The following is a 20,274-nucleotide window of genomic DNA, read 5'->3' on the forward strand; positions in this document are numbered from 1 at the left end:
ATGACCGTGCAGACGAGGGTGACCGAGCACGGCGTCCTGCTGCGCTTCACCGGGCGCGACCGGGTCTACGCCTGCCGCGGCGGGGTGTTCCTGCCCATCGACCGCGTGCTCGGCGCCCGGACCCTCGGCCGGCGTGACGCCGTGGCGGCCAGCCCCCGCGTCCACCTGCCCGGCATCTCGGTCCCGGGGATGCTGCGCGCCGGGGCGTACGGCGTGGGGGAGCGCCGGCAGCTGTGGATGGTGCACGCCGCGACGACGCTGCTGGCCATCTACCTGCGCGGCGTCCCGTTCCACCGCGTGGTCGTCGAGGTCGACGACCCCGAGGGCCTCAGCCGGATCATCAACGCCGCGCTGCCGCCGCGCGGGCTGCCGTCGGGCAGCCGCCGCTGAGCCGGCGGCCCGGCTCAGCGGCCGATCAGCCCTTCGGCCCGACCAGCGCCGCCGCCGAGTCGTAGCTGCGGGCCACCCGCGCGTCGATGAGGTAGAGCGTGGCCGACTGGTTGATGGCGGTGTCCCGGTAGATGCCGGTCTTGAGGTAGGAGTCCTCGTCCTGGTAGCGGGTGCCGCCCGGGGGCCGGTACGCGTTGATGCGCTGCTGCCCGTTCATCCAGACGTCGACCTGGGCCTTCTTCGGGTCGGTGGAGAACTTCACGTGCAGGACGATGTCCGTCTGCTGCCCCACGACGGCGGGCCCGATCGGCACCGAGAAGTAGTTGGCTCCCGGGTCGTCCCCGCCGGCGCCGCCGTCGAGCACGAACTGGCCGTGGTCGACCTTGACCTCGATGGGCGGGCTGCCGTCGCCGTCGTTCTTCCACTGCGCGACGACCTGCCAGCCGTCGGCGTTCACGGGGAAGTCGTCCGGGAGGTTCCACGCGAAACCGAAGTAGGCGTCGTCGCCCTCCTTGTAGGAGTCGATCTGCGGCTCGAGCTCGGTGCGCTTGCCACCGCCGGGGACGGTGTAGCGCACGGCCTTCGCGCCGGTGACCCCGGGCGCGTCGACGATCTCGGGAGCCGGGGCGCCGTCGTTGTTGTAGGGCGTGTTCCGGAAGTTCGCCAACGGGTTCGGCCCGGAGAGGTTCGCCTGCCAGAGCGGGGCGGGCACGGACGCCGGGTCGGGTGCCCCGGTGAGCGGCGGCGCGCTGCCGGTGGCGGTCGAGGCGGGCGATCCCGACCCGGAGCCGCCGGAGCCGGAGCACCCGACGACCACCCCGGCCACCAGCAGGACCGACACGGCGAGCCCGAGCAGGCCGTGGATCCGGGTTCCGGTGGAGGTCCTCACGGGGTTGCTCCCTCCGCGATCAATGGTTCGAGGGTGAGATCGGGCTGGTTCTGCGTGACGGCCTGCAGCCGCCACTTGTGCGGGAAGAGCGCGAGCAGCTCGCCGTCGGCGCGGCGGGTCAGCACCTCGATGCCGATCGCGCTGCGCAGCGCGTCCGCGCCGGCGGCGTCGGTGCGCCGCGCGAGGGTGTAGTCGAGGCGCTCGAGCTTGATCGGCGCGGAGAACTCGTCGGCGAGCCGCGCGGCGACCACCTCGAACTGCAGGGGCCCGACGGCGGCGAGCACCGGCGCCTGGTCACCGCGCAGATCGGAGGAGAGCACCTGGATGACGCCCTCGGAGTCCAACTGCTCGATGCCCTTGCGGAACTGCTTGGTCTTCGACGCGTCCGCGACCCTGGCCACGGAGAAGTGTTCGGGCGCGAAGCTCGGGATGGTCGGGAACGTGACCGGCTTCTCCGACCACAGCGTGTCCCCGGGGCGCAGCGCGGTGGCGTTGACGAGCCCGACGATGTCGCCGGGGAACGCCTCCTCGATGGTCGAGCGGTCCCGCCCGAACATCGCCTGGGCGTACTTCGTCGCGAAGGGACGACCGGTGGCGTCGTGGGTGAGCACCATGCCGCGCTCGAACCGGCCGGAGCAGATGCGGACGAACGCGACGCGGTCGCGGTGCGACTTGTCCATCGACGCCTGCACCTTGAACACCAGCCCCGAGAAGGGCGCGTCGATCGGGCGCTCGTCCCCGGTCGCCGACGGGCGCGGGGCGGGCGGCGGCGCCAGCTCCACCAGGGCGTCCAGCAGCCGGGCCACGCCGATGTTCGAGAGCGCCGCCCCGAACATCACCGGCGTCGCGGTGCCGTCGTGGAACGCCGCCATGGCTTCTGGAGTGTCGAAGGCCGCTCCTACCTCGCCGAGCAGCTCGAGCTCCTCGGTGGCGCGCTCCCAGTCGACGCCCTCCTCGGCGGCGGCCCGGTCGGCGTCGAGGCGCTCCTCGGCGGCCCGGGAGGCGCCGTGCGCCGCGCGGGTGAACCGGCGCATCGTGCCGTCCGCGCGCTCGACCAGGCCGTGGAAGTCCCCGGCGATCCCCACCGGCCACGTGATCGGCATCGGGCGCAGCCCGATCCGCTGCTCGACCTCGTCGACCAGCTCCAGGGGCTCGCGGCCCGGCCGGTCCCACTTGTTCACGAACGTCAGGACTGGCACCCCCCGGGCGCGGCAGACGTCGAAGAGCTTGAGGGTCTGCGGCTCGAGACCCCGGGCGGCGTCGAGCAGCATCACCGCGGCGTCGACAGCGGCGAGCACCCGGTAGGTGTCCTCGGAGAAGTCGCCGTGGCCGGGGGTGTCGAGCAGGTTGATGACGTGGTCGCGGTAGGCGAACTGGAGCACCGCCGAGGTCACCGAGATGCCGCGCTCGCGCTCCATGTCCATCCAGTCGGACGTGACGCCCTTGCGTCCGCCCTTCCCGTGGACCGCGCCCGCGGCGGAGATGACCTCGGCGTGCAGCGCGAGGGCCTCGGTGAGCGTCGACTTGCCCGCGTCGGGATGGGAGATCACGGCGAAGGTCCGGCGGCGGCGTGCCTCGCCGCTCGGAGAGCCGTCCGGGCCCGCCGTATCGCGCTCGCCCGGGTCGGCGTGGGGGGAGGCCACGGTCATCGCGCGGTCCTCCCGATGCTTCTCGCCGTCCCCATCGCGGGCCAGATTACGGGCCACGCCGGTGTGACCGGTGTCTGGGGGACGCGCACGTGCGGGCGGTCACCGCCGTCGTCGTGGCGTCCGTACGGCGGCGTCCGGCGACCGTCCGGCGGACGCTCGTCGCGTGTAGCGGACCGCCCAACGGATCCCACCATTCACGTCTGTTTCACCGCGCCCGGTCACCACGGCACACTCTCCACGGGCAGACCGCCCGGTTTGCCAGCGGGACGTCGCGGCCCGACCGGTCCCCCCGGGGGGAGGGGACCGTCCGGGCCGTGACGCCTCCTCACCGGGCGCCCCGGCGTCATCGCCGGGCGCCGGCACCGTCCAGGGGCTGGTCGGGGGCCACGCGCGGCATGTTCCCGCCGCCCCCGCCGTCGTCGGGCTCGACCCAGATCGTCACCGGGTCGCCGGCCGGGACCCGGATACCCGCCAGGGGCTGCTGGGCGGTGACCGTGCCGCTGACCGTCGGCGGGGTGTCGGGGTCGGGATCGACCGCCACGACCCGCGCGGAGATGGCCACCTCGTGGGCCTGGGCGGCCGGGAGCCCCACCAGTGCGGGCACCAGCACCAGGTCGGGCTCGTCCATCCTCACGACGGTAGCCACGACGAGGCCGCCGTTGAAGGGCCGCCAACCCCGGTCGGTCCGTCGTTCGGCAAGATGCGCGTTCCGGCGTCACCGCGCCGGCCCGAGGGCACGAACGACGGCGGGGCGGCGCAATGGGCGATCCGAAGACGGCCGGACGGCGTAACTGGAGCCGCCTACGGGCCCAGCGCGGCGTGGTGCTGCTCGCAGCCGGGGCGCTGCTGCTCGCGGGCTGCGGGGGCACCTCGAGCCTGCCGGCGCTGCAGACCGACACCTCGGCGCCGTCGTCGAGCTCGAGTCCGCCACCACCGCCGACCGCGCTCGGCGCCCCGGCGAACTTCGTGCCGTGCGACGGCGCGTTCCAGTGCGCCACGATCATGGTGCCGGTCGACTACGCCCAGCCGAACGGCCCGACCGTCGGCATCGGGATCGTGCGCCAGCCCGCGAAGGACCAGTCCCGCAAGGCCGGGGTGCTGCTCGTCAACCCCGGCGGGCCCGGCGGCTCGGGGATCGACACCGTGGAGAGCGGCCAGGTCCCGGCCGCCGTCGCGGACCGCTTCGACGTCATCGGGTTCGACCCGCGCGGCGTGGGGCGCAGCAACGCGCTGAAGTGCCCGGTCGGCCCCGACAGCCCGTACTACGGCGACCCGGACCCCGGGAACCCCGCCGGCGAGGCGTCGGCCGAGCAGGCCGTCGAGCGCTACGACCAGTCCTGTGGCGACACCTACCACCAGCTGCTGCCCCATCTCGGGACCCGGGACGTCGCGCGGGACATGGACTCGATCCGCAATGCCCTCGGCGAGCAGCAGATCAGCTACCTCGGGTACTCCTACGGCACGTCGATCGGCCAGATCTACGGCGAGATGTTCCCGCAGCGGATCCGGGCGATGGTGCTCGACGGCGTCGTCGACGTGACGCTGCCCGGGCTCGACCCCAGCCAGGCCGAGAGCTTCGAGAACTCGCTGCACCAGTTCGCCGACGACTGCGCCTCCCGGCCCGACTGCGCGGCCGGCCCCGACCCGATCGCGATGCTCGACCGGGTCCGCGCCCGCGTGAAGGCGTCGCCGCTGCCGGTCGCCGGGACCACGCCGCTCTCGGCGGGGCTGCTCGAGCTCGGCGTGGTGCTGCCGCTGTACTCCAAGGGGAACTGGCCGACCCTGGCGCAGGCCCTCAAGGCCGCGGACTCCGGCGACGGCGGCCCGATGCGCCGGCTGGCCGCGAAGTACTTCGAGGGGTCGAACTCGGACACCTACAACGCCGTGACCTGCCTGGACAACTCGTGGCCGCGCAACCAGGAGGACGTGCTCGCCCAGGCGCGCGCCGCCGAGGCGCGGGCGCCGCACTTCAGCGGCAACGTGCTCGTCAGCGGGCTGACCTGCGCGGACTGGCCCGTCCCGCAGGATCCGCTGACGCCGCCGACCGGCCAGGGGCTCGCCCCGACCCTCGTCATCGGCACCACCAACGACCCGGCCACGCCGTACCAGAACAGCGTGAACCTGGCGCGGCGGCTGACCGGCTCGGCGCTGCTGACCTACCGCGGAGACGGGCACACCGTGTACGGGCAGGGCGTCTCGTGCGTGGACGACCAGGTGAACCGGTACCTCACCGACCTGACGCTGCCGGGGCCGAACGCGACGTGCTGAGCCGCCGCGGCGCGGCGCCGCCGACCCCGCTGACCCCGGTGATCATCAGCACGTGACGCAGGCTCGGCGGCGCACGGCGTTGCCTGACGTCCCCTCGACGCCCACCGCAGCACGCCGCCACCACCTACGATGGCGAGCGGTGTGCCGGGAAGCCTGGTCGGCGGTCGATGCCGCCTGATCAGGAGCCGCCCGTGAGCCCGACCGCCCCCGCCCGCCTCGCCGCCCTCCTCCGCCGCGAGACCGTCGGCGGCGCGCTCCTGCTCGGGGCCGCCGGGCTCGCGCTCGTCTGGGCCAACACCCCCTGGCGGGACGCCTACACCGCCCTCGGCGCGGTCACCGTCGGCCCGGCCGCGCTGCACCTGGCCCTCCCGCTCAGCGGGTGGGCGGCCGACGGACTGCTCGCGATCTTCTTCTTCGTCGCCGGGCTGGAGCTCAAGCGGGAGTTCGTCGCCGGTGACCTGCGCAGCCCGGCCCGGGCCCTGCTGCCGGTGGCGGCGGCGGTCGGCGGGATGGTGGTGCCGGCGCTGCTCTACGTCGCGATCAACCGTGCCGACCCGGCCGCGCTCGCGGGCTGGGCGGTGCCGGTGGCCACCGACATCGCGTTCGCGCTGGCGGTGCTCGCGGTCGTCGGGCGCGGGCTCCCGGCGGCGCTGCGGACCTTCCTGCTCACCCTCGCCGTCGTCGACGACCTCATCGCCATCACGATCATCGCGGTCGTCTACACGCAGCACCTCGCGGTCGGGGTCCTCCTGCTCGCGCTGGTCCCGATCGCGTTGTTCGGCGTGCTGGTCCAGCGCGGGGTGACCAGCCCGTGGTTGCTGGCGCCGCTGGCCGTCGTGGCCTGGGCGCTGGTCCACGCGTCCGGGGTGCACGCGACGGTCGCCGGCGTGCTCCTGGGGTTCACGGTGCCGGTGAAGCCGGGCCTCGCCGAGCGGTTCGAGCACCGCTGGCGCCCGGTCTCCGCCGGGGTCGCGGTGCCGGTGTTCGCGTTCTTCGCCGCGGGCGTGACGGTCATCGGCCCCGGCGGCGGGGTCGGGACGTTCGCCGACCCGGTCACCGTCGGGGTCGTGGTCGGCCTGGTCGCGGGCAAGGCGATCGGCGTCACCGGCGCCACGGCGATCGTCCGACGGGTCACCCGGGCGCGGCTCGACGAGTCGCTGACCGGCCTGGACGTGCTCGGGCTGTCGCTGCTCGCCGGGATCGGGTTCACGGTGTCGCTGCTCGTCGGGGAGCTGGCCTTCGGCGGGGGGACGCCCGCGGACGACCACGTCAAGGTCGGGGTGGTCGTGGCGTCGGTGCTCGCCGCCGCGCTGGCGACGCTCGTCCTGCGCCACTCGGCCCGCCGCCGCACCTGAACGTCGGAGGGCGGTCCCCGCCGCGAGTGGGTACACCTGGGACATGACCAGCGCGAAGCAGCCGATCCCGCCGACACCGCCGACAGCGGGGGTCCCGGAGGTCTCCGGCACCACCGAGGTCCTGCCCGCCGTCGTCCAGAAGGTCGCCGCCTACTCGGCCCGGGAGATCCCCGGCGTCGTGGCCCTCGGCGGGGCGGGCTCCCGGGCGGTCGGCGCGGTGCGCCAGACGCTCACCGGGAGCACCGAGAACGTCGGCGGTGTGCGCGTCGAGCTCGACGGCGACACCGCCACGGTCGGGCTCGACGTCGCGATCGAGTACGGGGTCGGCGCCCGCGAGCTGACCCGCGGGCTGCGGCGGCACGTGCCGGAGGCGGTCGAGCAGATCGCCGGGGTGCGGATCACCGAGCTCAACATCGTCGTCACCGACGTGGTGCTGCCCGGCCGGGAGGACGAGCCGGCGCCGCCGCCCGCGCCCGGGGCCCCGGCCGCGACGCTGTAGACCGGAGCGGACCGTCGTCGGGACCGTGCCCCGGTCCCGGCGGCGAACGCGCTGGTCAGACGACGTTTCGCAGGAAGAGGATGACCGACTGACCCGCCGAGGCGAGGTCCGCGAGGATCGTGTTCACGGTGCCCGCGGCAGTGGTCGGGGAGTCGATGATCCAGAAGATGACGAGAATCGCCACCAGCGCGCCCACGAGCTTCTGCACCGACACAGCGTCACCGTACCTTCACGCGGGGTAGGTCACACCAGCGAGTGACGCGGGTTTCACCAGGATGGTGCACGAAATCCGGTGCGCGGGCGAGCGCTGGGGGGCGGACGGTGGATCGCTATCGTCATCGCATCAGTGCCACGACCGATGGAACCCCGGACTCACCGGCGGCCCAGCCCCGCGGCGGCCCCGGTGCTCGACGCCTCGTCGGGTCGGCGGGGGTCGGGGTCATCATCTCCGGCCTGCTCATCAACGTCTACCTCGCCGTCGTGGCCCGGGCGCTCGCCCCCGCCGAGTACGCGACGTTCGGTGCGTTCTGGGCGCTCGCCCTCGTGCTGGGCTTCGGCCCGTTCCTCCCGCTCGAGCAGGAACTGGCGCGGCGGCTCTCCCAGCGGGAGTCCCGACGGCAGGTGCTGGTCGCCGGGGCGGGCACGGCGGCGATGCTGGCCGGGCTCGCGCTGGTGGTCCTCGCCGCGGTGTCGCCGCTGGTGTGGTCCTCCCTCGACGCGCACGCGGGCGCGTTCGGGGCTCTGGTGGCCCTCTGCCTCGTCTCGGCCGGCCAGTTCCTGCTGCGCGCCATCCTCATCGGGACCGACCGGCTGGTGCGTCACGGCGCGGTGATGGTGCTCGACGCCGTGGCCCGCCTCGGCCTCGCCGTCGTGCTGCTCGTCGCCGGGGGCAAGGACGCCTCGCTCTACTGCTGGGCCCTTGTCGCCGCGATCGCGGTGGCCCATCTCCCGCTGATCCCGGCCGCGTGGCGCCGTGCCCAGCACGAGCCGTCCACCGACGCCGCCGACCCGACCCACCACAGCACGCGGGCCCTGGCCGGGTCGGCCATGCCGCTGCTCGTCGGGTCGGTGTGCGCGCAGCTGCTGCTCAACGGCCTGCCGGTCGTGGTGGTGGCGCTCGCGAACGGGCCGGCGCAGGCGGCGGCCGGGGTGTTCACGGCGGCGTTCACCCTCGCCAAGGCGCCGCTGTCGATGGTGGTGCCGCTGCAGTCGGCCGTCGTGCCCACCCTGACGCGGCTGCTCGCGGCCGGGCGGCGCCGGCAGGTGCTGCGGCTACTCGTCAAGGGCGCGGCGGGGCTGGCGGCGCTCGCCGTCGTCGGGGTGCCGCTCGCGTGGTGGCTCGGCCCACCGATCGTCTCGCTGGTGTTCGGCGACGACTACACGATCCCCGGGGTCGAGCTCGCGGTGATCATCGCGGGGGTGCTCGCGCACGTCGGGCTCGTCGTCGTGACCCAGGTCCATGTCGCCCGCGGCCGGCACGTCGACGTCGCGGCCAGCTGGCTCGCCGGCCTCGTCGTCGCGGGCCTGACGTTCTGGTTCGTCCCCGGCATCGTGGTCGCGGGCGAGGTGGCGTTCGGCGCGGGCTCGGCGTTCGGCGCCGTGGTGAGCGCCCTGCTGCTGATCCGGACCCACGAACCGGCCACCACGACCACGGAGAGGACGGGACAGACGTGAGCGCGGAGCAGGCGCCCGGCAGCCACGAGGGCACCGGGGACCACTACGACGCCGAGTACTACCAGGGCAACGGGCAGGCGGGGGACCGGCCGGCGCTACGGCTCTACACCCGACTCGTCGCCCGCTACACCGACGGCGGGCCTTACCTCGACTTCGGCTGCGGGACCGGCCACCTGGTGCGCCGGCTCTCCGCGCTGGGCCCCGCGTGGGGCGTCGAGCTCTCCGAGTGGAGCGCCCGGACCGCCCGCGGCAACGCCCCCGGCGCCACGATCACGACCAGCACCGACGAGCTCCCGACGGACGGCTTCGGGGCGCTCACGGCCATCCACGTCCTCGAGCACCTCGACGACGCGACGGCCGCGGACGTGCTCGCCACGTGGCGGCGGGTGCTGCGCCCGGGCGGGCAGGCGCTCGTCGTCATGCCCGACCCGGCCGGCCGGGGCAGGCGCCTCGCCGGGGACGCGTGGATGGGATTCGCCGACCCCACGCACATCAACCTCAAGCCGCACGCCGAGTGGGCCGCGTTCCTGCGCGAGCACGGCTTCACCGTCGAGCGCGAGGGCACCGACGGTCTTTGGGACGTGCCGTACTCCCGGCGGCCGAAGCTGCTCGACGCGGCGCGTTACGCCGTGCCCGGGTTCGTGCAGTTCCTCGCCGGCCGGATGCTGCTGCGCCCGGGGACGGGTGAGTCGTCGATGTTCGTGCTGCGGTGTCCTTGATCCCCGGGCACGTGTTGGGCGCTCCGTTCGACGAAACGCCGGCGCGTGACCTCGCCGCGCCGTCGTCGAAGCTCCGGCGGCGGCTTCCGGTCGTGGCCGACGGCGTCCTGCCCGTCGTCCTGTTCGTCGCGGCAGCGGCCTGGAACCTCTGGTTCGCGGCGGGCGCCTCGGCCCAAGGGGTGCTCACCGGCGAGGAGGCCTCGGTCGACCATCGGGATCCGCTGGCGCTCTCGCTGCACTGGCAGCCCTCGATCTGGTCGACCAACGCCGGGTCCCAGCTGTTCTACCTGGTCGCGGGCCACCTGACACCGGACTACGGGCTCCTCTACGCCCGCCCGGTGAAGGCGGCCGCGATGGCCCTGCTCCCGGTGTTGCTCTACCTCGCCGCTCGGCGGCGCCTGGGGTGCCGCCCGGTCACGGCCGCCATGGGTGCAGCGCTCGCGGTCGTGCTCCCCGGCGTCACCAGCGTGGCGTGGGTGGGGACAGAGAACGGCCTCGAGGCGGTGTGGGGGGTCGCCGCCCTCCTCGTCGCCACGTCCCGACGGCGGGTGTGGCCCGTCGCGCCGGTCCTCGCGGCGATCTCGGTGGCCAACTACACGGCTGGGCTGGCGTGGGCCGCGGTGACGGTCCTGGTCTGTCTCTGGCGGATCAGGTCGCTCCGAGACGCGGCGCTGGTGGTGGCCGGGAGCGCGCTCGGCGGCGCGCTGGTCCTCGCTCCTCTCCGCTGGTGGCACAACGGCGCGGTGATCGTCACGGGTGGCGGACACGCCGGCGCCGACCTCCACGACTGGCGTGCCCGCCTCCTCGACATCGGGCATCTGCTCGTCGACGACGGCGGGAGCTACTACTGGTTCTCGTCTGCTCCGATGCTCGCGTCCCGCGTGACTGCAGCGGCCCTCGCCGTGGCAGCGGCCGTGGCCCTGGTCCGTCGGTTCTCGAGGGTCTGGCCATGGTTCGCGGTATCGCTCGCCGCGGCGGGGCTCTACGTCGTCTCGAGCGGTGTACCCGGGTCACGGCGGATCGTGGCGATCGCGGTCGTCGCCGGGCTGTTGACGGCGCCCGCCGTGGACGAGCTGATCGACCTGGTGCGCCCGGCGCACCGCTTCCCCGGGCCTGCCGTGATCATGGTCCGGGCCCTCGTGGTCGTGGCCGCGATCGTCGCGGTGGCGGGTCCGGGCCTCTCCGACGGCGTCCAGAACCGATCCGAGCTGGCGAGCGGGACCCGTCCGTTGCCGATCGACTGGCCCTTCCCGGTCGACCGCGGCGGGACGCAGGCGAGCACGTTCGGGCGGTTGGACGCCGCGCTGCGCTCCGGCGCGATGTCGCCGACCCAGGTGGGTGATGGCTGGGGCGGGACACGGACCCTCGCCGTTCTGGTCGCGCTTTCCGAACGCAACGGACGAACGCCGCCGCTCCCACCCTCGGCGCTCCTTGCGTACTACCGGACCACCGATGACTGCCGGGAGCTCGACGGCCCTGCCGTGTGCCGGTGAGTCAGGGCGTGAGCCCCGAGACCGTCCGCGAACCGGGCACCAGGTCGTAGTTCCCGCTCGGGTAGGGCTGCTGGAAGAGCAGCAGGGTCACGTTGTCGTCGGTGTCCGGGAAGTCGCGCAGGCGGGTCTTCAGCGTGGTCATCGATGCCTCCCGGGCGGCGTTCCCGACGATGCCGCCGTTGTCCGGCTGCGCGGAGAAGTCCGCGAGGGCGGACCCCTGGCTCTCGCCGTACCCCAGGAAGCCGTCCATCGTCTGGGTGACGCCGTTCTGCTGGATCGGCTGGTGGATGCAGGGGAAGAGGAACGCGTTCTCCCACGCGACGGTGTAGGTGTTCTCCCGGGGAAGCACCGTCGACATCGGCGCCCAGCGCTGCGCGAGCGGGGCGGTGAAAGCCAGCCAGCCGCCGATGTCGCTGGTGGTGTCGTCGGCGACGATCCGCACGAGCGTCGCGTCCCCGGGCGGCGGCTGGGACTTCGTCATGTCCACGGTGCGCCAGTCGGTCCCGTCGCTGGTCTCCCGGACGGTGCTCGAGCCCAGCGGCTCGACACCGGGGCCGTTCCCGACCTGCCGGCCGTACTCCAGGCGCAGCGAGTTGCCCTCCCCGAGCCGGCCGGACACCTCGGTCGTCAGCGCCGAGTCGCGGGTCGACCCCGGGGGCAGGCGGAACCAGTCGGTGGTGAAGGACCCGGTCCGCGAGTCCGGAGAGCGGCCCTCCTCCGGGGGCAGGAAGCTGCCCCACACCGGGAGCCCGCGGGGCAGGTCGGCCGGCGGACGGCTGGTCGGGAAGAACGCGTCCCGCACGAACGCCTGGCCCAGTGGCTCGTCGCCGATCGGCGGGATCCGGTCCCGGGACACCAGGGCGGTGCGCTGCGGGGTGAGGACGTCGATCGCCTGCTCGGCGCCGCAGCGGGTGGCCTGCGGGTCCTGCCACGCATCCGCCGCGGGCGAGTACGTCGACGTGGTGTGGTCCGCGGAGAGCCAGAAGTCGGAGACCATGCGCGCGGTGCTCGCGGCCATCGCCACCGTGCAGAGCATCGGGATGGCGATCATCAGCGACCACGGCCGCCAGCCGCGCCCCCTCCACGAGGTCACCAGCGCCACGCCGAGCGCGAGCACGATGAGGATGGCCGCCCACCACTGCGGCTGGTCGAGGAAGAACCCCCTGACGGACGGGTAGTCCAGCCAGGACGGCATCCCGAGGCCCCACATGAAGCCCCAGCGGTTGCGGCCGTGCCCGGCCAGGGCGATCACGGCGATCGCGGCCACCGCCGACGCGAGGACCGCGGGGACCGGCACCTTGCCCTCGCGGGCGCGCACCGTGCGCACCGAGGCGCGGACCAGCCCGGGCCCGGCGACGAGGATGAGGGCGAGGAACGGCGCGCCGACCCCGGCGATCGCCCCGAAGTGGTGCGACGGCTTGCTGGGGGTGGGCAGCAGCAGGACGAAGGCCAGCACCGTCGTCCAGCCCGAGAGCATCAGCCGGCGCGGTACCGGGAGGTCGCGAACCCGGGCGATCACGGCGGTGACCAGGAACCAGACCAGGGCGAGAAGGCAGAGCAGCACGGCGGTGCGCTTCGCGTAGGCGCCGAACCGCGAGGTCTCGTCGAGCAGGAACGCGTACCGCTGGAACTCCAGGTACCAGGTCTGCGCCCGCTGGATCGGCGCGAAAATCTGCTGCGAGCGCACGAAGTCGCCATAGGTGCCGTCCGCGAACCCGGCGAGCGCTCCCAGCGCTCCCGGCGCGATCACCACGAGCCAGCGCGGCGGGATCTCCCACCAGTGCGCCGAGCGCGACCGGATCACCCGCCACGCCGTCGGGGCCGCGGCCAGCAGCGGAGCGAGGCAGATGAATCCGGTCGGCGCGGTCATCAGGCCGACCCCGCCGAGCCCGACGGCGAGGGCGAGCAGGTCCATCCGCTCTCGCTCGACGCCCTCGGCGACGACGGCCAGGGCCAAGGCGGCGAACACCGCGGTGTAGGGCTCCGGTCGGGTGCCGACGTCGTAGGGCAGCCACCAGGCGAGGAACGCGACTCCCAGCACGGCACGGCTCGCGAACGCGATCCAGCGGTGCTCGCGCCACGGGTGGGTCACGCCCGGGCAGCGCGCCACGAACACCCGGATCGCGAACCAGGTGATGACGCCGAGCACGACCGAGGGCACCCGCAGCGCGACCGGGGAGACGCCGGCCTGCTGCTGCCACCAGGACAGCAGGTAGTAGGGCCAGGAGAACGGCGTGAAGCCCTGATTGTAGAGCTGGTAGTAGTTCGGGACGTAGCCCGAGAACGGCACGTTGGCCGCCATGGCCGAGTAGTAGCCGTCGTCGTCGGTGAGCGGTGCGAGGTAGAGCCAGGACCAGAGCGCCACGACGACGACCGCGTCGACCAGTCGCGGTCGCCCCCGCATCCGCAAGCGCGTGAGCCCGGAGAGGATCTTCGCGTCGATCCGGGCCCACCAGCGCGGGGCCCAGGGCGGCGGCGTCCAGCCGTCGGAGTCGAGGTCCGCGCGCGTCGCGACGGTGTCGGCGTCGAGGGCGGCCTCGCGCCACCGGGTCCGGCGGCGTCCGAGGTAGATCGCGGCGGTCGTCGCGAGCCCGCCCAGCACCACCGCCAGCACGGTCGCCGTGATCAGACCCGACTTGAAGGGGCTGGGCGTGCTCGCGTAGCGGTCGTCCGGGGACACGTTGACGGACAGGTCCGCGGGCGTGGCGCCGGGCAGGGCGGTCAGCGACGTCGACAGCGCGTCGATGTTCGGCAGCGGGCTGATCGGCTTCGCGGCGGGCGTCGAGTTCGGCGGGACGTTCTTGACCTCGTCCGGGTCGACCTCGCCCAACCGTGGTGCCAGTGATCCCAGCGGGCGTCCGTCGCGGCTCACGGTCACCCGCGACGCGTCGCCGGCGACCTGGTAGGAGCAATCCCCGGGGGGCAGGCGCTCGGCGAGGATGTCCTTGCCGCCGGTGTGGACGGTCAGGGTGCCCGCGCGGACCCGGATCGAGAGCGCCTTCTCGTCGAACTCGCCGGAGGTCGGCGACATCGTCGTGAGGACATAGCCGTCCGGCGTGCCATCGGCCTCGCGGGCCGCCCGGCAGCTGAACTGCGCGCTGAACGACTCCGGCTGGTAGGCGGTCAGCATCAGCATCGTCGGCGCGGGGCGGGCGACGTCGACCGGCCAGCGGATCTCCGGGTGGTTCTGGATCACCGGCGCGAACGGCAGCAGCACCCCGCAGGCCACGGCCACCAGGGCGGACGCCACCGCGATCACCCGCGCGACGAGCAGCCCGTCGAGGCCCCAGTCGTCCGGTCCCCACCTGTCTGGGCCGTCACCCGGGGTGAAGGCGTCGTCGGCGCGGCCGTTCGAGCCGGTGTGGGTGACGGGCTCGGTCGTGGAGTCGTCGGCCGGGGACGGCGCGGTGCGGGCGGCGGAGCTCCGGGTGGGCACGAGACGCCGGAGCATGAGTCCGACCGTGGTCGTGGACCCGGAGTCGTCGTCGGACGGCTCGACACCGCGTCCGGTGCCTTCGCCCACGCCGCGCTCCGTTCCTCGCCCGAATGTGCCCGCCCGATCCACGCCGGTGGGTGACGCTAACAACCGCCCTCGTCCCGGGCCGTGAAGCCGTGCCGGTGAGCGCTGACCACACCTGGCGCGGGGTTTCGTTCCGGCCGGTGGCGTCCGACCGCCGCCCGACTTCCTGGCGATGGAGGCCCCCGTCTGACGTCCACGACGACCCTGCCCGAGCCCGCCGTGGACACCCCGGCCCCGCCGCGCGTCGGCCGGGTGCCGGGCGTGGCGGCCGAGATCGGCGTCGCCTACGTCCTGGTGCTGGGCGCCTCTCCGGCGTGCGTCCTCCTGCCCGTGCGGATCTCACCGCCCGGCCCATGAGCGTGATTCCCGTGGCGCCGACGGCGGTCAACTCTCCCGATGCGGTCCTGCGCGGTGCGCACGCCATCGGCGGTGACCTCGGGGAACTACGTGGACACACATGGATGATTTCCGTCTGTCCGGCGGGTCGATGCGGGCCGTGAAAGGACTCTTACGGGGCGAGCGCTACCGTGGCAGCGCATCGATACACCGGCCGATGTGCACCCGTGTTAAAGGCGGAAGTGCGCTTCCGACGGTCGTCGCACGACGAGCAGGGAGGGCCCGGCCATCCGACGCACCGCATCACCTGCTGAGAACGACCTCGTCATCGTCCTGACTTACTACACACCGTACGTGTCCGGACTGACCAACGTGGCTCGGGACGTTGCCGAAGGCCTCGCCGCTCGGGGCTGGCGCGTGTGCGTGGTCGCGAGCAAGCACGACCCGTCGCTGCCGACCAACGAGACGATCAACGGCGTGCGGGTGGTTCGTGCGCCGGTGCTCGCGAAGGTCGGCAAGGGGACGATCGGGGTCAACCTGACGCGGATGGCCCTGCGCGAGATGCGGCGCTCCCGCGTCGCGAACCTGCACCTGCCGCTGATCGAGGCGGGGCTGCTGACGAAGCTCGCGCCGATTCCCGTCGTGTCCACCTACCACTGCGACGTCAGCCTCCCGCCCGGCATGGTCAACGTCGCGCAGCGGGAGGCGGTCGACCGGTCGAGCCGCTCCGGCCTGCGCCGCTCGGCGGCCACCGTCGTCACGAGCGAGGACTACGCCCGCCGCAGCCGGCTCTGGCCGGTGATCGCGCCGCACATGGTGGCGATCCCGCCGCCGTGCGTCCCGGTCGCCGACGGCGAGCCCTCGTACCGGCGCGGGGACGGGTTCCACGTCGGGTTCCTCGGCCGGATCGTGGAGGAGAAGGGCGTCGAGCACCTCGTCGACGCGTTCCTCGCCCTCGACGACCCCGCCGCGCGGCTGCTGATCGGCGGCGAGCACACCGGGGTGGCCGGCGGCAGCGTCGTCGAGCGGGTTCGCGCCCACGCCGGCGACGACGACCGCATCGACCTGCTGGGCTTCGTCCCCGACCAGCGCCTCGGCGACTTCTACTCCTCCATCGACGCGTTCGCGCTGCCGTCGGTGAACGCGTTCGAGGCGTTCGGGATCGTGCAGGTCGTCGGCATGCTCGCCGGCGTCCCCGCGCTGGTCAGCGATCTGCCGGGGGTCCGCCTGCCGGTCGAGCGGACCGGGTTCGGCACGATCGTCCCCGCGGCCGACGTCCCGGCGCTGCGCGACGGGCTCGCCCGCCTGCGCGACGCCCCGCCCGACGTCGCTGCCGGTCGCGCCGCCGCGTCCGAGGCGTTCAGCGTCGAGTCCGTGCTCGACGACTACGAGGCGGTCTTCACCAAGGCCGCCGGTTGATCCGTCCCGACCCCTGGAGCCCCGCCCCGTGACCACCGAGGACATCGACGACGTCTCCCGCACCTGGACCAAGCTCGGGCGCGAGGACCCGATGTGGGCGGTGCTCACGGACAAGGGCAAGGATCGCAACCGGTGGAGCGCCGAGGACTTCCTGGCCACCGGGGTCGACGAGATCTCGACCGTGATGGCCCGCCTGGGTGCGCTGGGGCTCGACGTCGGGCGGGAGCGGGCCCTGGACTTCGGCTGCGGCGCCGGGCGGCTCTCCCACGGGCTGGCCGGGGCCGGCTTCGGTGAGGTCCTGGGCTGCGACATCTCCCCGACGATGCTCGACAAGGCGCGCGAGATCGTGCCCGACGAGGCGTGCCGGTTCGTCCAGGTGACCGGGTCGGACCTGGCGGCGGTCGAGTCGGACTCGGTGGACCTCGTCTACTGCTGCCGCGTCCTGCAGCACATGCCGCCCGCCCTGGCGCACGGCTACGTCCGGGAGTTCTGGCGGGTGGCGCGCCCGGGTGGGGTGGTCGTGTTCCAGATCCCGACGGAGCCCTCGTCCTCGGCGGCCGGGCGGGTGCTCTCCGCACTGCCCGTGCCGGTCGCGCGGCTGCTGAGGCGGGGGATGGAGATGCACGCGACGTCCGAGGCCGACGTCCGCCGGCTGGCGGAGTCGGCGGGCGCACAGGTGGTCGTAGCAGACCCCGACACGAGCGCCGGCCCCCGCTGGGAGAGCTGCCTCTACGTGACCACGCCGGGCTGAGCTAGGTCCCCACTAGGGCCGGACCACAGCGTTCGGGCTGACAGGGGTCGAGAATGTCGTGTTAGGCGCGGGTGACCACCCCGGGACCGTCTCGCTACCGGGATCAACCGTGTAGCCATCCGAGGGCAGCGTCGCGCGAAATGTGTACACCTGGAGGCCGGCCGCGTCCGGCGCGTCGGCCAGCCGAGCGGAGAGTTGCGTGACCGCGTCTCCGCTGAAGCTTGGCGCGAAGAGCCCGCCGCGATCGCTCAGAAAGGCACTGTCCCCGACGCCGGCAAGCGCTCCGTCTCCCCACGTCACAGCGGTCGCGACCGGTTCGTTTATGCCGTCCGCTTGGATCGGCTTTCGCAGACAGGGAAAGAGGAACGCGATTGGCCACCCCACGGCCGTCGCCGACCCGGACGGGATGATGTCCGTCAAGGGCGCCCATCGCTGAACCAGAGGTGCGGAAAAGGCGGTCCACCCTCCAGGCCCGTCGGAAGTGTCCGATGCGATGAGGCGTACCGCAGTAGCCCCTCGGGGAGGCGCTACTGGTCCGTCGAGCGTCACCGAGCGCCACTGCCGAGCATCCACTGTCGCGCCGGCCTTGCCCTCGCCCAGCCCGGAGAACGAATCCAGGAGGACGGGTGCCCCGCCTGTACGGGGGAGGGATGCGTACCCGACCCGGAGGTCGTTGCCATTGCCAGCGCGGCCCGAGACATACAACGAGAGCGTCTGGCCCCGCAGATCGGTCGGGATCGAATACCAGGGCGTGCTGAAGGTGCCTGCGCCAGCACCGTCGGCCGGGTCGGCGCTGTCGGGTCCCGGACGGTGACTCCCCCAGACCGACCCCGACGCGATGGGCGGAGGACTCGAGGGCGACCACCCACCCGAGGCGAAGACTCCACCGGTGGCCGTGGCCCCGATGTACGACGCGACCGGCAGACCCGAGGCGCTGTGGGGGTCAAGGACCTGGACCGCCTGCTCGGCTCCGCAGCGGTGGGCGAGTGGATCTTCCAGGGCGTCGGCCCACGGCGAGTACGTGCTAGTGGTGCGCACCGCCCCGACCGCGAAACCGCCGACCATGTACCCGGTCGTCGCGAGGAACGCTACGCAGACCACCACGGGAAGTGCGAGCCATGGCGCGACGGCGACCATGGACGGAGCGCGGCGCCGAGCCACTACCACCATGGCAGCCGTGACGAGGGCGGTCCCGAGCAACCACCACACCGGCTGTCCGTACGCCACGATCCATACCTGGGGCGGGGTCAGCGGATGCGGGATGCCGAGGAGCCACGAGTACGGCCAGGAGTTGATGCCGCGTCCGGCCAGCGCGATCAGGACGCAGACACCCACAAGCGCGGTAACGGCGACGGGATGGCTCAGTGGGCGCCGAGCGGAGACCATCTGAGCGATGCGCGGACTGAAGACAACGACCGTCGCGAGCAAGACGGCGCCGACCCCAGCGAGAGAGCCGAAGTGGTGGGTCCACTTACTCGGTGTCATCCACAACAGCAGGAAACCGAGCACCGTGGTGTGGGCGGCGAGTCGCAATCGAGGCGGCCAGATGCGGTCTCGATCGCCGAGAGTCGCTGTCATGACATAGCCGAGTACCGCGAAGAGAGTCAGGAGGACCGGCAGGCGCTTTGCGTAGTTACCTTGGGGACCCTGCTTGTTCAGCAGGTAGTCCCAGCGGACGATCTCGGTAGACCACGTCTCGGGGTATTGCATGCCGAGGAAGATCTGTTGGGCGCGGGAGAAGTCTCGGAGGGAGCCGTCGGCGAAGGCGAGCAGCCCGACCACGGAGCCCGCCGCGATTATCGTCACGATCGAAAGGATTTGGGCCTGCCGTCCGCGATCGCCCAGCGCCCTCCATACAGCAGGAGCGGCCGCGATGGGGGGCGCGAGGGCGACGAAGCCCGCCGTCCCTGCGGTGAAGCCGATGCCCGCCGCGATCACCGCCAGGGCGGCGGGGAACGCCCGTCTCTGCTCGATCGAGGTGGCGAGAGCGACAAGAGCTGCCATGACGCTCGTGGCGACGACGGCTTCGGGTCGGACGCCGGTGTCGAACGGGAGCCACCACCCCAGGAAGATGATCGCCACCGCGACCCTCAGCGCCCTTTCGGAGTTGGCCGCAAGGGACGCTGAGCGCGCGAGCTTTCGGACGAACGCGCGCACCAGGAACCACGTCGCGAGGCCGAGCGCGACCGAGGGGATCCGCAGGGCGACCGGCGCCGTCCCGACCGCGTCCTGCCACCACCCCAGTGCGTAGTAGATCCACGTGAACGGAGTGAACGACTGGTTGAAGAGCTGGTAGTAGTTTGCGACGTAGCCCGAGTGTGAGACGTTCGCCGCCATTGCGGAGTAGTAGCCGTCGTCATCGGTCATCGGTGCGAGGAACAGCCAAGCAACCAGGACGACTGGTACGACGGCATCCACCACAGCGGGGCGCCGCAGGCGGAGACGACCTCGCGATGAACGGCGTTGCCGCTCTGCGAACCACAGTGCGATGAGGGACACGGCACCCGCCACCACAAGCAGCACGATCGTGACCGCTTTGAGTGGGGTCGGAGACGTCGCCCCTTGATCGTCCAGAGTCAGGTGGACATGGACCTGGGAGTGCTGGCCGGCGAGGCCGGTCGCCAGGGCGTCGACGTCAGGTAAGTCTGCGCCGGGCAACGTCCCCGCGGGCACGCCGTCTATCGAGATGGCGAGTCGGGAAAGGTCGCCCTCGATGGAGACGCTGCACGGGCCAGCAGGCAGTACACCCTGGTAGAGAGTGCTTCCCCTGCTGACAACCGTCAGACGGTCCGCGACCATCGTCGCGGTCAGAGCCGCCCGCTGCGCATCGGGGAAAGCGGGGGGAGCCGTGGTGAGAACGAGACCGTCGGGCGTCGTCGCCGCAGCGCGCGCATCGGCGCACGCGAATCCTGCGTCGAGGGCAAGAGGACGTCCGGTTGTGAGGCCCAGTTGGGTCGACTCGGTCGTGCCGGAAAGCCGCGGCCAGGTCACCTCCGGCCGGTCCGCCGACACCGGCAAGAGGGGAAGGAGTACAGCGCAGACCATCGCGACTATCCCGGCGGTCGTCGCCAGGAGGAGTGCCCGTGGCCACCGCCCGCTGTTACCGGAGGGTGGTTCGTCATTCTCGGCGTCCGAGGCCAGAACCTCCTCCTCCGCCGAATCGTCCTGCGACGTCGAGGTCACACGATTCTCCAGGTCCTTGCGCCATGTGAAGTTGCGGAATCGGAACGTAGCAACTGGGAACCTGATCTGTCGGGAGAGGTCTCCGTCACGACCGGGGGTCCTAGCTAGGGCTTCCCTCGTTCTCCGTAG

16 protein-coding genes are annotated in these 20,274 nt (G+C 72.8%); 10 read left to right on the forward strand and 6 right to left on the reverse strand.

The genetic code is table 11. The features are described 5' to 3' along the window. A complete protein-coding gene (locus LQ327_RS07875) occupies positions 1–390 on the forward strand; it encodes a hypothetical protein (RefSeq protein WP_230731230.1) in 390 nt (129 codons plus the stop codon). 25 nt (positions 391–415) lie between these two features. Here the strand turns inward: LQ327_RS07875 and LQ327_RS07880 are convergent, their stop codons facing one another. From LQ327_RS07880 to LQ327_RS07890, 3 genes are all read right to left on the reverse strand, one after another. Next, positions 416–1,279: a heparin lyase I family protein gene (locus tag LQ327_RS07880; RefSeq protein WP_230731231.1), complete on the reverse strand. Its 864-nt coding sequence runs from the start codon at positions 1,277–1,279 to the stop codon at positions 416–418. After that, complete coding sequence (locus LQ327_RS07885) at positions 1,276–2,928, reverse strand: peptide chain release factor 3 (protein ID WP_230731233.1); 1,653 nt, start codon at positions 2,926–2,928, stop codon at positions 1,276–1,278. Before LQ327_RS07885 ends, LQ327_RS07880 begins: the two co-directional genes overlap by 4 nt. A 343-nt stretch (positions 2,929–3,271) precedes the next feature. Then, complete coding sequence (locus tag LQ327_RS07890) at positions 3,272–3,556, reverse strand: PASTA domain-containing protein (protein WP_230731235.1); 285 nt, start codon at positions 3,554–3,556, stop codon at positions 3,272–3,274. Between the two features lie 131 nt (positions 3,557–3,687). Between LQ327_RS07890 and LQ327_RS07895 the strand changes: the two genes are divergently transcribed. The 3 genes from LQ327_RS07895 (at position 3,688) to LQ327_RS07905 (ending at position 7,050) form a co-directional block, all read left to right on the forward strand. Next, positions 3,688–5,196: an alpha/beta hydrolase gene (locus LQ327_RS07895; RefSeq protein WP_230731237.1), complete on the forward strand. Its 1,509-nt coding sequence runs from the start codon at positions 3,688–3,690 to the stop codon at positions 5,194–5,196. A gap of 167 nt (positions 5,197–5,363) precedes the next feature. After that, complete coding sequence (gene nhaA / locus LQ327_RS07900) at positions 5,364–6,551, forward strand: Na+/H+ antiporter NhaA (protein WP_269069199.1); 1,188 nt, start codon at positions 5,364–5,366, stop codon at positions 6,549–6,551. A 43-nt stretch (positions 6,552–6,594) separates the two neighbouring features. Beyond that, entirely contained in the window at positions 6,595–7,050 is a 456-nt protein-coding gene (locus LQ327_RS07905) for an Asp23/Gls24 family envelope stress response protein (RefSeq protein ID WP_230731241.1), read from the forward strand. Positions 7,051–7,105: 55 nt separating this feature from the next. On the opposite strand, the gene LQ327_RS07910 is transcribed toward LQ327_RS07905, so the two are convergent. After that, complete coding sequence (locus LQ327_RS07910; RefSeq protein WP_230731243.1) at positions 7,106–7,258, reverse strand: hypothetical protein; 153 nt, start codon at positions 7,256–7,258, stop codon at positions 7,106–7,108. 113 nt (positions 7,259–7,371) lie between these two features. On the opposite strand from LQ327_RS07910, the gene LQ327_RS34615 reads away from it, so the two are divergent. The 3 genes from LQ327_RS34615 (at position 7,372) to LQ327_RS07925 (ending at position 10,936) form a co-directional block, all read left to right on the forward strand. After that, positions 7,372–8,724: a lipopolysaccharide biosynthesis protein gene (locus LQ327_RS34615; RefSeq protein ID WP_230731245.1), complete on the forward strand. Its 1,353-nt coding sequence runs from the start codon at positions 7,372–7,374 to the stop codon at positions 8,722–8,724. Further along, positions 8,721–9,443 (forward strand): class I SAM-dependent methyltransferase, encoded by a 723-nt coding sequence (locus LQ327_RS34620; protein ID WP_230731254.1) that lies wholly within the window; start codon positions 8,721–8,723, stop codon positions 9,441–9,443. The genes LQ327_RS34615 and LQ327_RS34620 overlap by 4 nt, the downstream gene beginning before the upstream one ends. 92 nt (positions 9,444–9,535) lie before the next feature. Then, a complete protein-coding gene (locus tag LQ327_RS07925; protein ID WP_230731256.1) occupies positions 9,536–10,936 on the forward strand; it encodes a hypothetical protein in 1,401 nt (466 codons plus the stop codon). Between the two features lies 1 nt (position 10,937). On the opposite strand, the gene LQ327_RS07930 is transcribed toward LQ327_RS07925, so the two are convergent. Further along, on the reverse strand, positions 10,938–14,459 hold the full coding sequence (locus LQ327_RS07930) for an arabinosyltransferase domain-containing protein (protein ID WP_230731266.1): 3,522 nt from the start codon (positions 14,457–14,459) through the stop codon (positions 10,938–10,940). Between the two features lie 216 nt (positions 14,460–14,675). On the opposite strand from LQ327_RS07930, the gene LQ327_RS07935 reads away from it, so the two are divergent. From LQ327_RS07935 to LQ327_RS07945, 3 genes are all read left to right on the forward strand, one after another. Further along, the gene (locus LQ327_RS07935; RefSeq protein WP_230731267.1) at positions 14,676–14,813 is read left to right on the forward strand and encodes a hypothetical protein; all 138 of its coding nucleotides are present in this window, start codon (positions 14,676–14,678) and stop codon (positions 14,811–14,813) included. A 333-nt stretch (positions 14,814–15,146) separates the two neighbouring features. Continuing rightward, on the forward strand, positions 15,147–16,211 hold the full coding sequence (locus tag LQ327_RS07940; RefSeq protein WP_230731268.1) for a glycosyltransferase family 4 protein: 1,065 nt from the start codon (positions 15,147–15,149) through the stop codon (positions 16,209–16,211). A 28-nt stretch (positions 16,212–16,239) separates the two neighbouring features. Then, entirely contained in the window at positions 16,240–16,962 is a 723-nt protein-coding gene (locus LQ327_RS07945; RefSeq protein WP_230731270.1) for a class I SAM-dependent methyltransferase, read from the forward strand. A gap of 12 nt (positions 16,963–16,974) precedes the next feature. On the opposite strand, the gene LQ327_RS07950 is transcribed toward LQ327_RS07945, so the two are convergent. After that, entirely contained in the window at positions 16,975–20,145 is a 3,171-nt protein-coding gene (locus LQ327_RS07950) for an arabinosyltransferase domain-containing protein (protein WP_230731279.1), read from the reverse strand. Between the last annotated feature and the right edge of the window lie 129 nt (positions 20,146–20,274).

The sequence above is a fragment of the Actinomycetospora endophytica genome, from assembly GCF_021026375.1.
Taxonomy (GTDB): domain Bacteria; phylum Actinomycetota; class Actinomycetes; order Mycobacteriales; family Pseudonocardiaceae; genus Actinomycetospora; species Actinomycetospora endophytica.

What these genes read in the sequence shown, in the direction of transcription:
- LQ327_RS07885 (WP_230731233.1), bottom strand. Translation starts at nt 2,928, where the DNA reads ATGACCGTGGCCTCCCCCCACGCCGACCCGGGCGAGCGCGATACGGCG.
- LQ327_RS07905 (WP_230731241.1), top strand. Translation starts at nt 6,595, where the DNA reads ATGACCAGCGCGAAGCAGCCGATCCCGCCGACACCGCCGACAGCGGGG.
- LQ327_RS07890 (WP_230731235.1), bottom strand. Translation starts at nt 3,556, where the DNA reads ATGGACGAGCCCGACCTGGTGCTGGTGCCCGCACTGGTGGGGCTCCCG.
- LQ327_RS07875 (WP_230731230.1), top strand. Translation starts at nt 1, where the DNA reads ATGACCGTGCAGACGAGGGTGACCGAGCACGGCGTCCTGCTGCGCTTC.
- nhaA (WP_269069199.1), top strand. Translation starts at nt 5,364, where the DNA reads ATGCCGCCTGATCAGGAGCCGCCCGTGAGCCCGACCGCCCCCGCCCGC.
- LQ327_RS07895 (WP_230731237.1), top strand. Translation starts at nt 3,688, where the DNA reads ATGGGCGATCCGAAGACGGCCGGACGGCGTAACTGGAGCCGCCTACGG.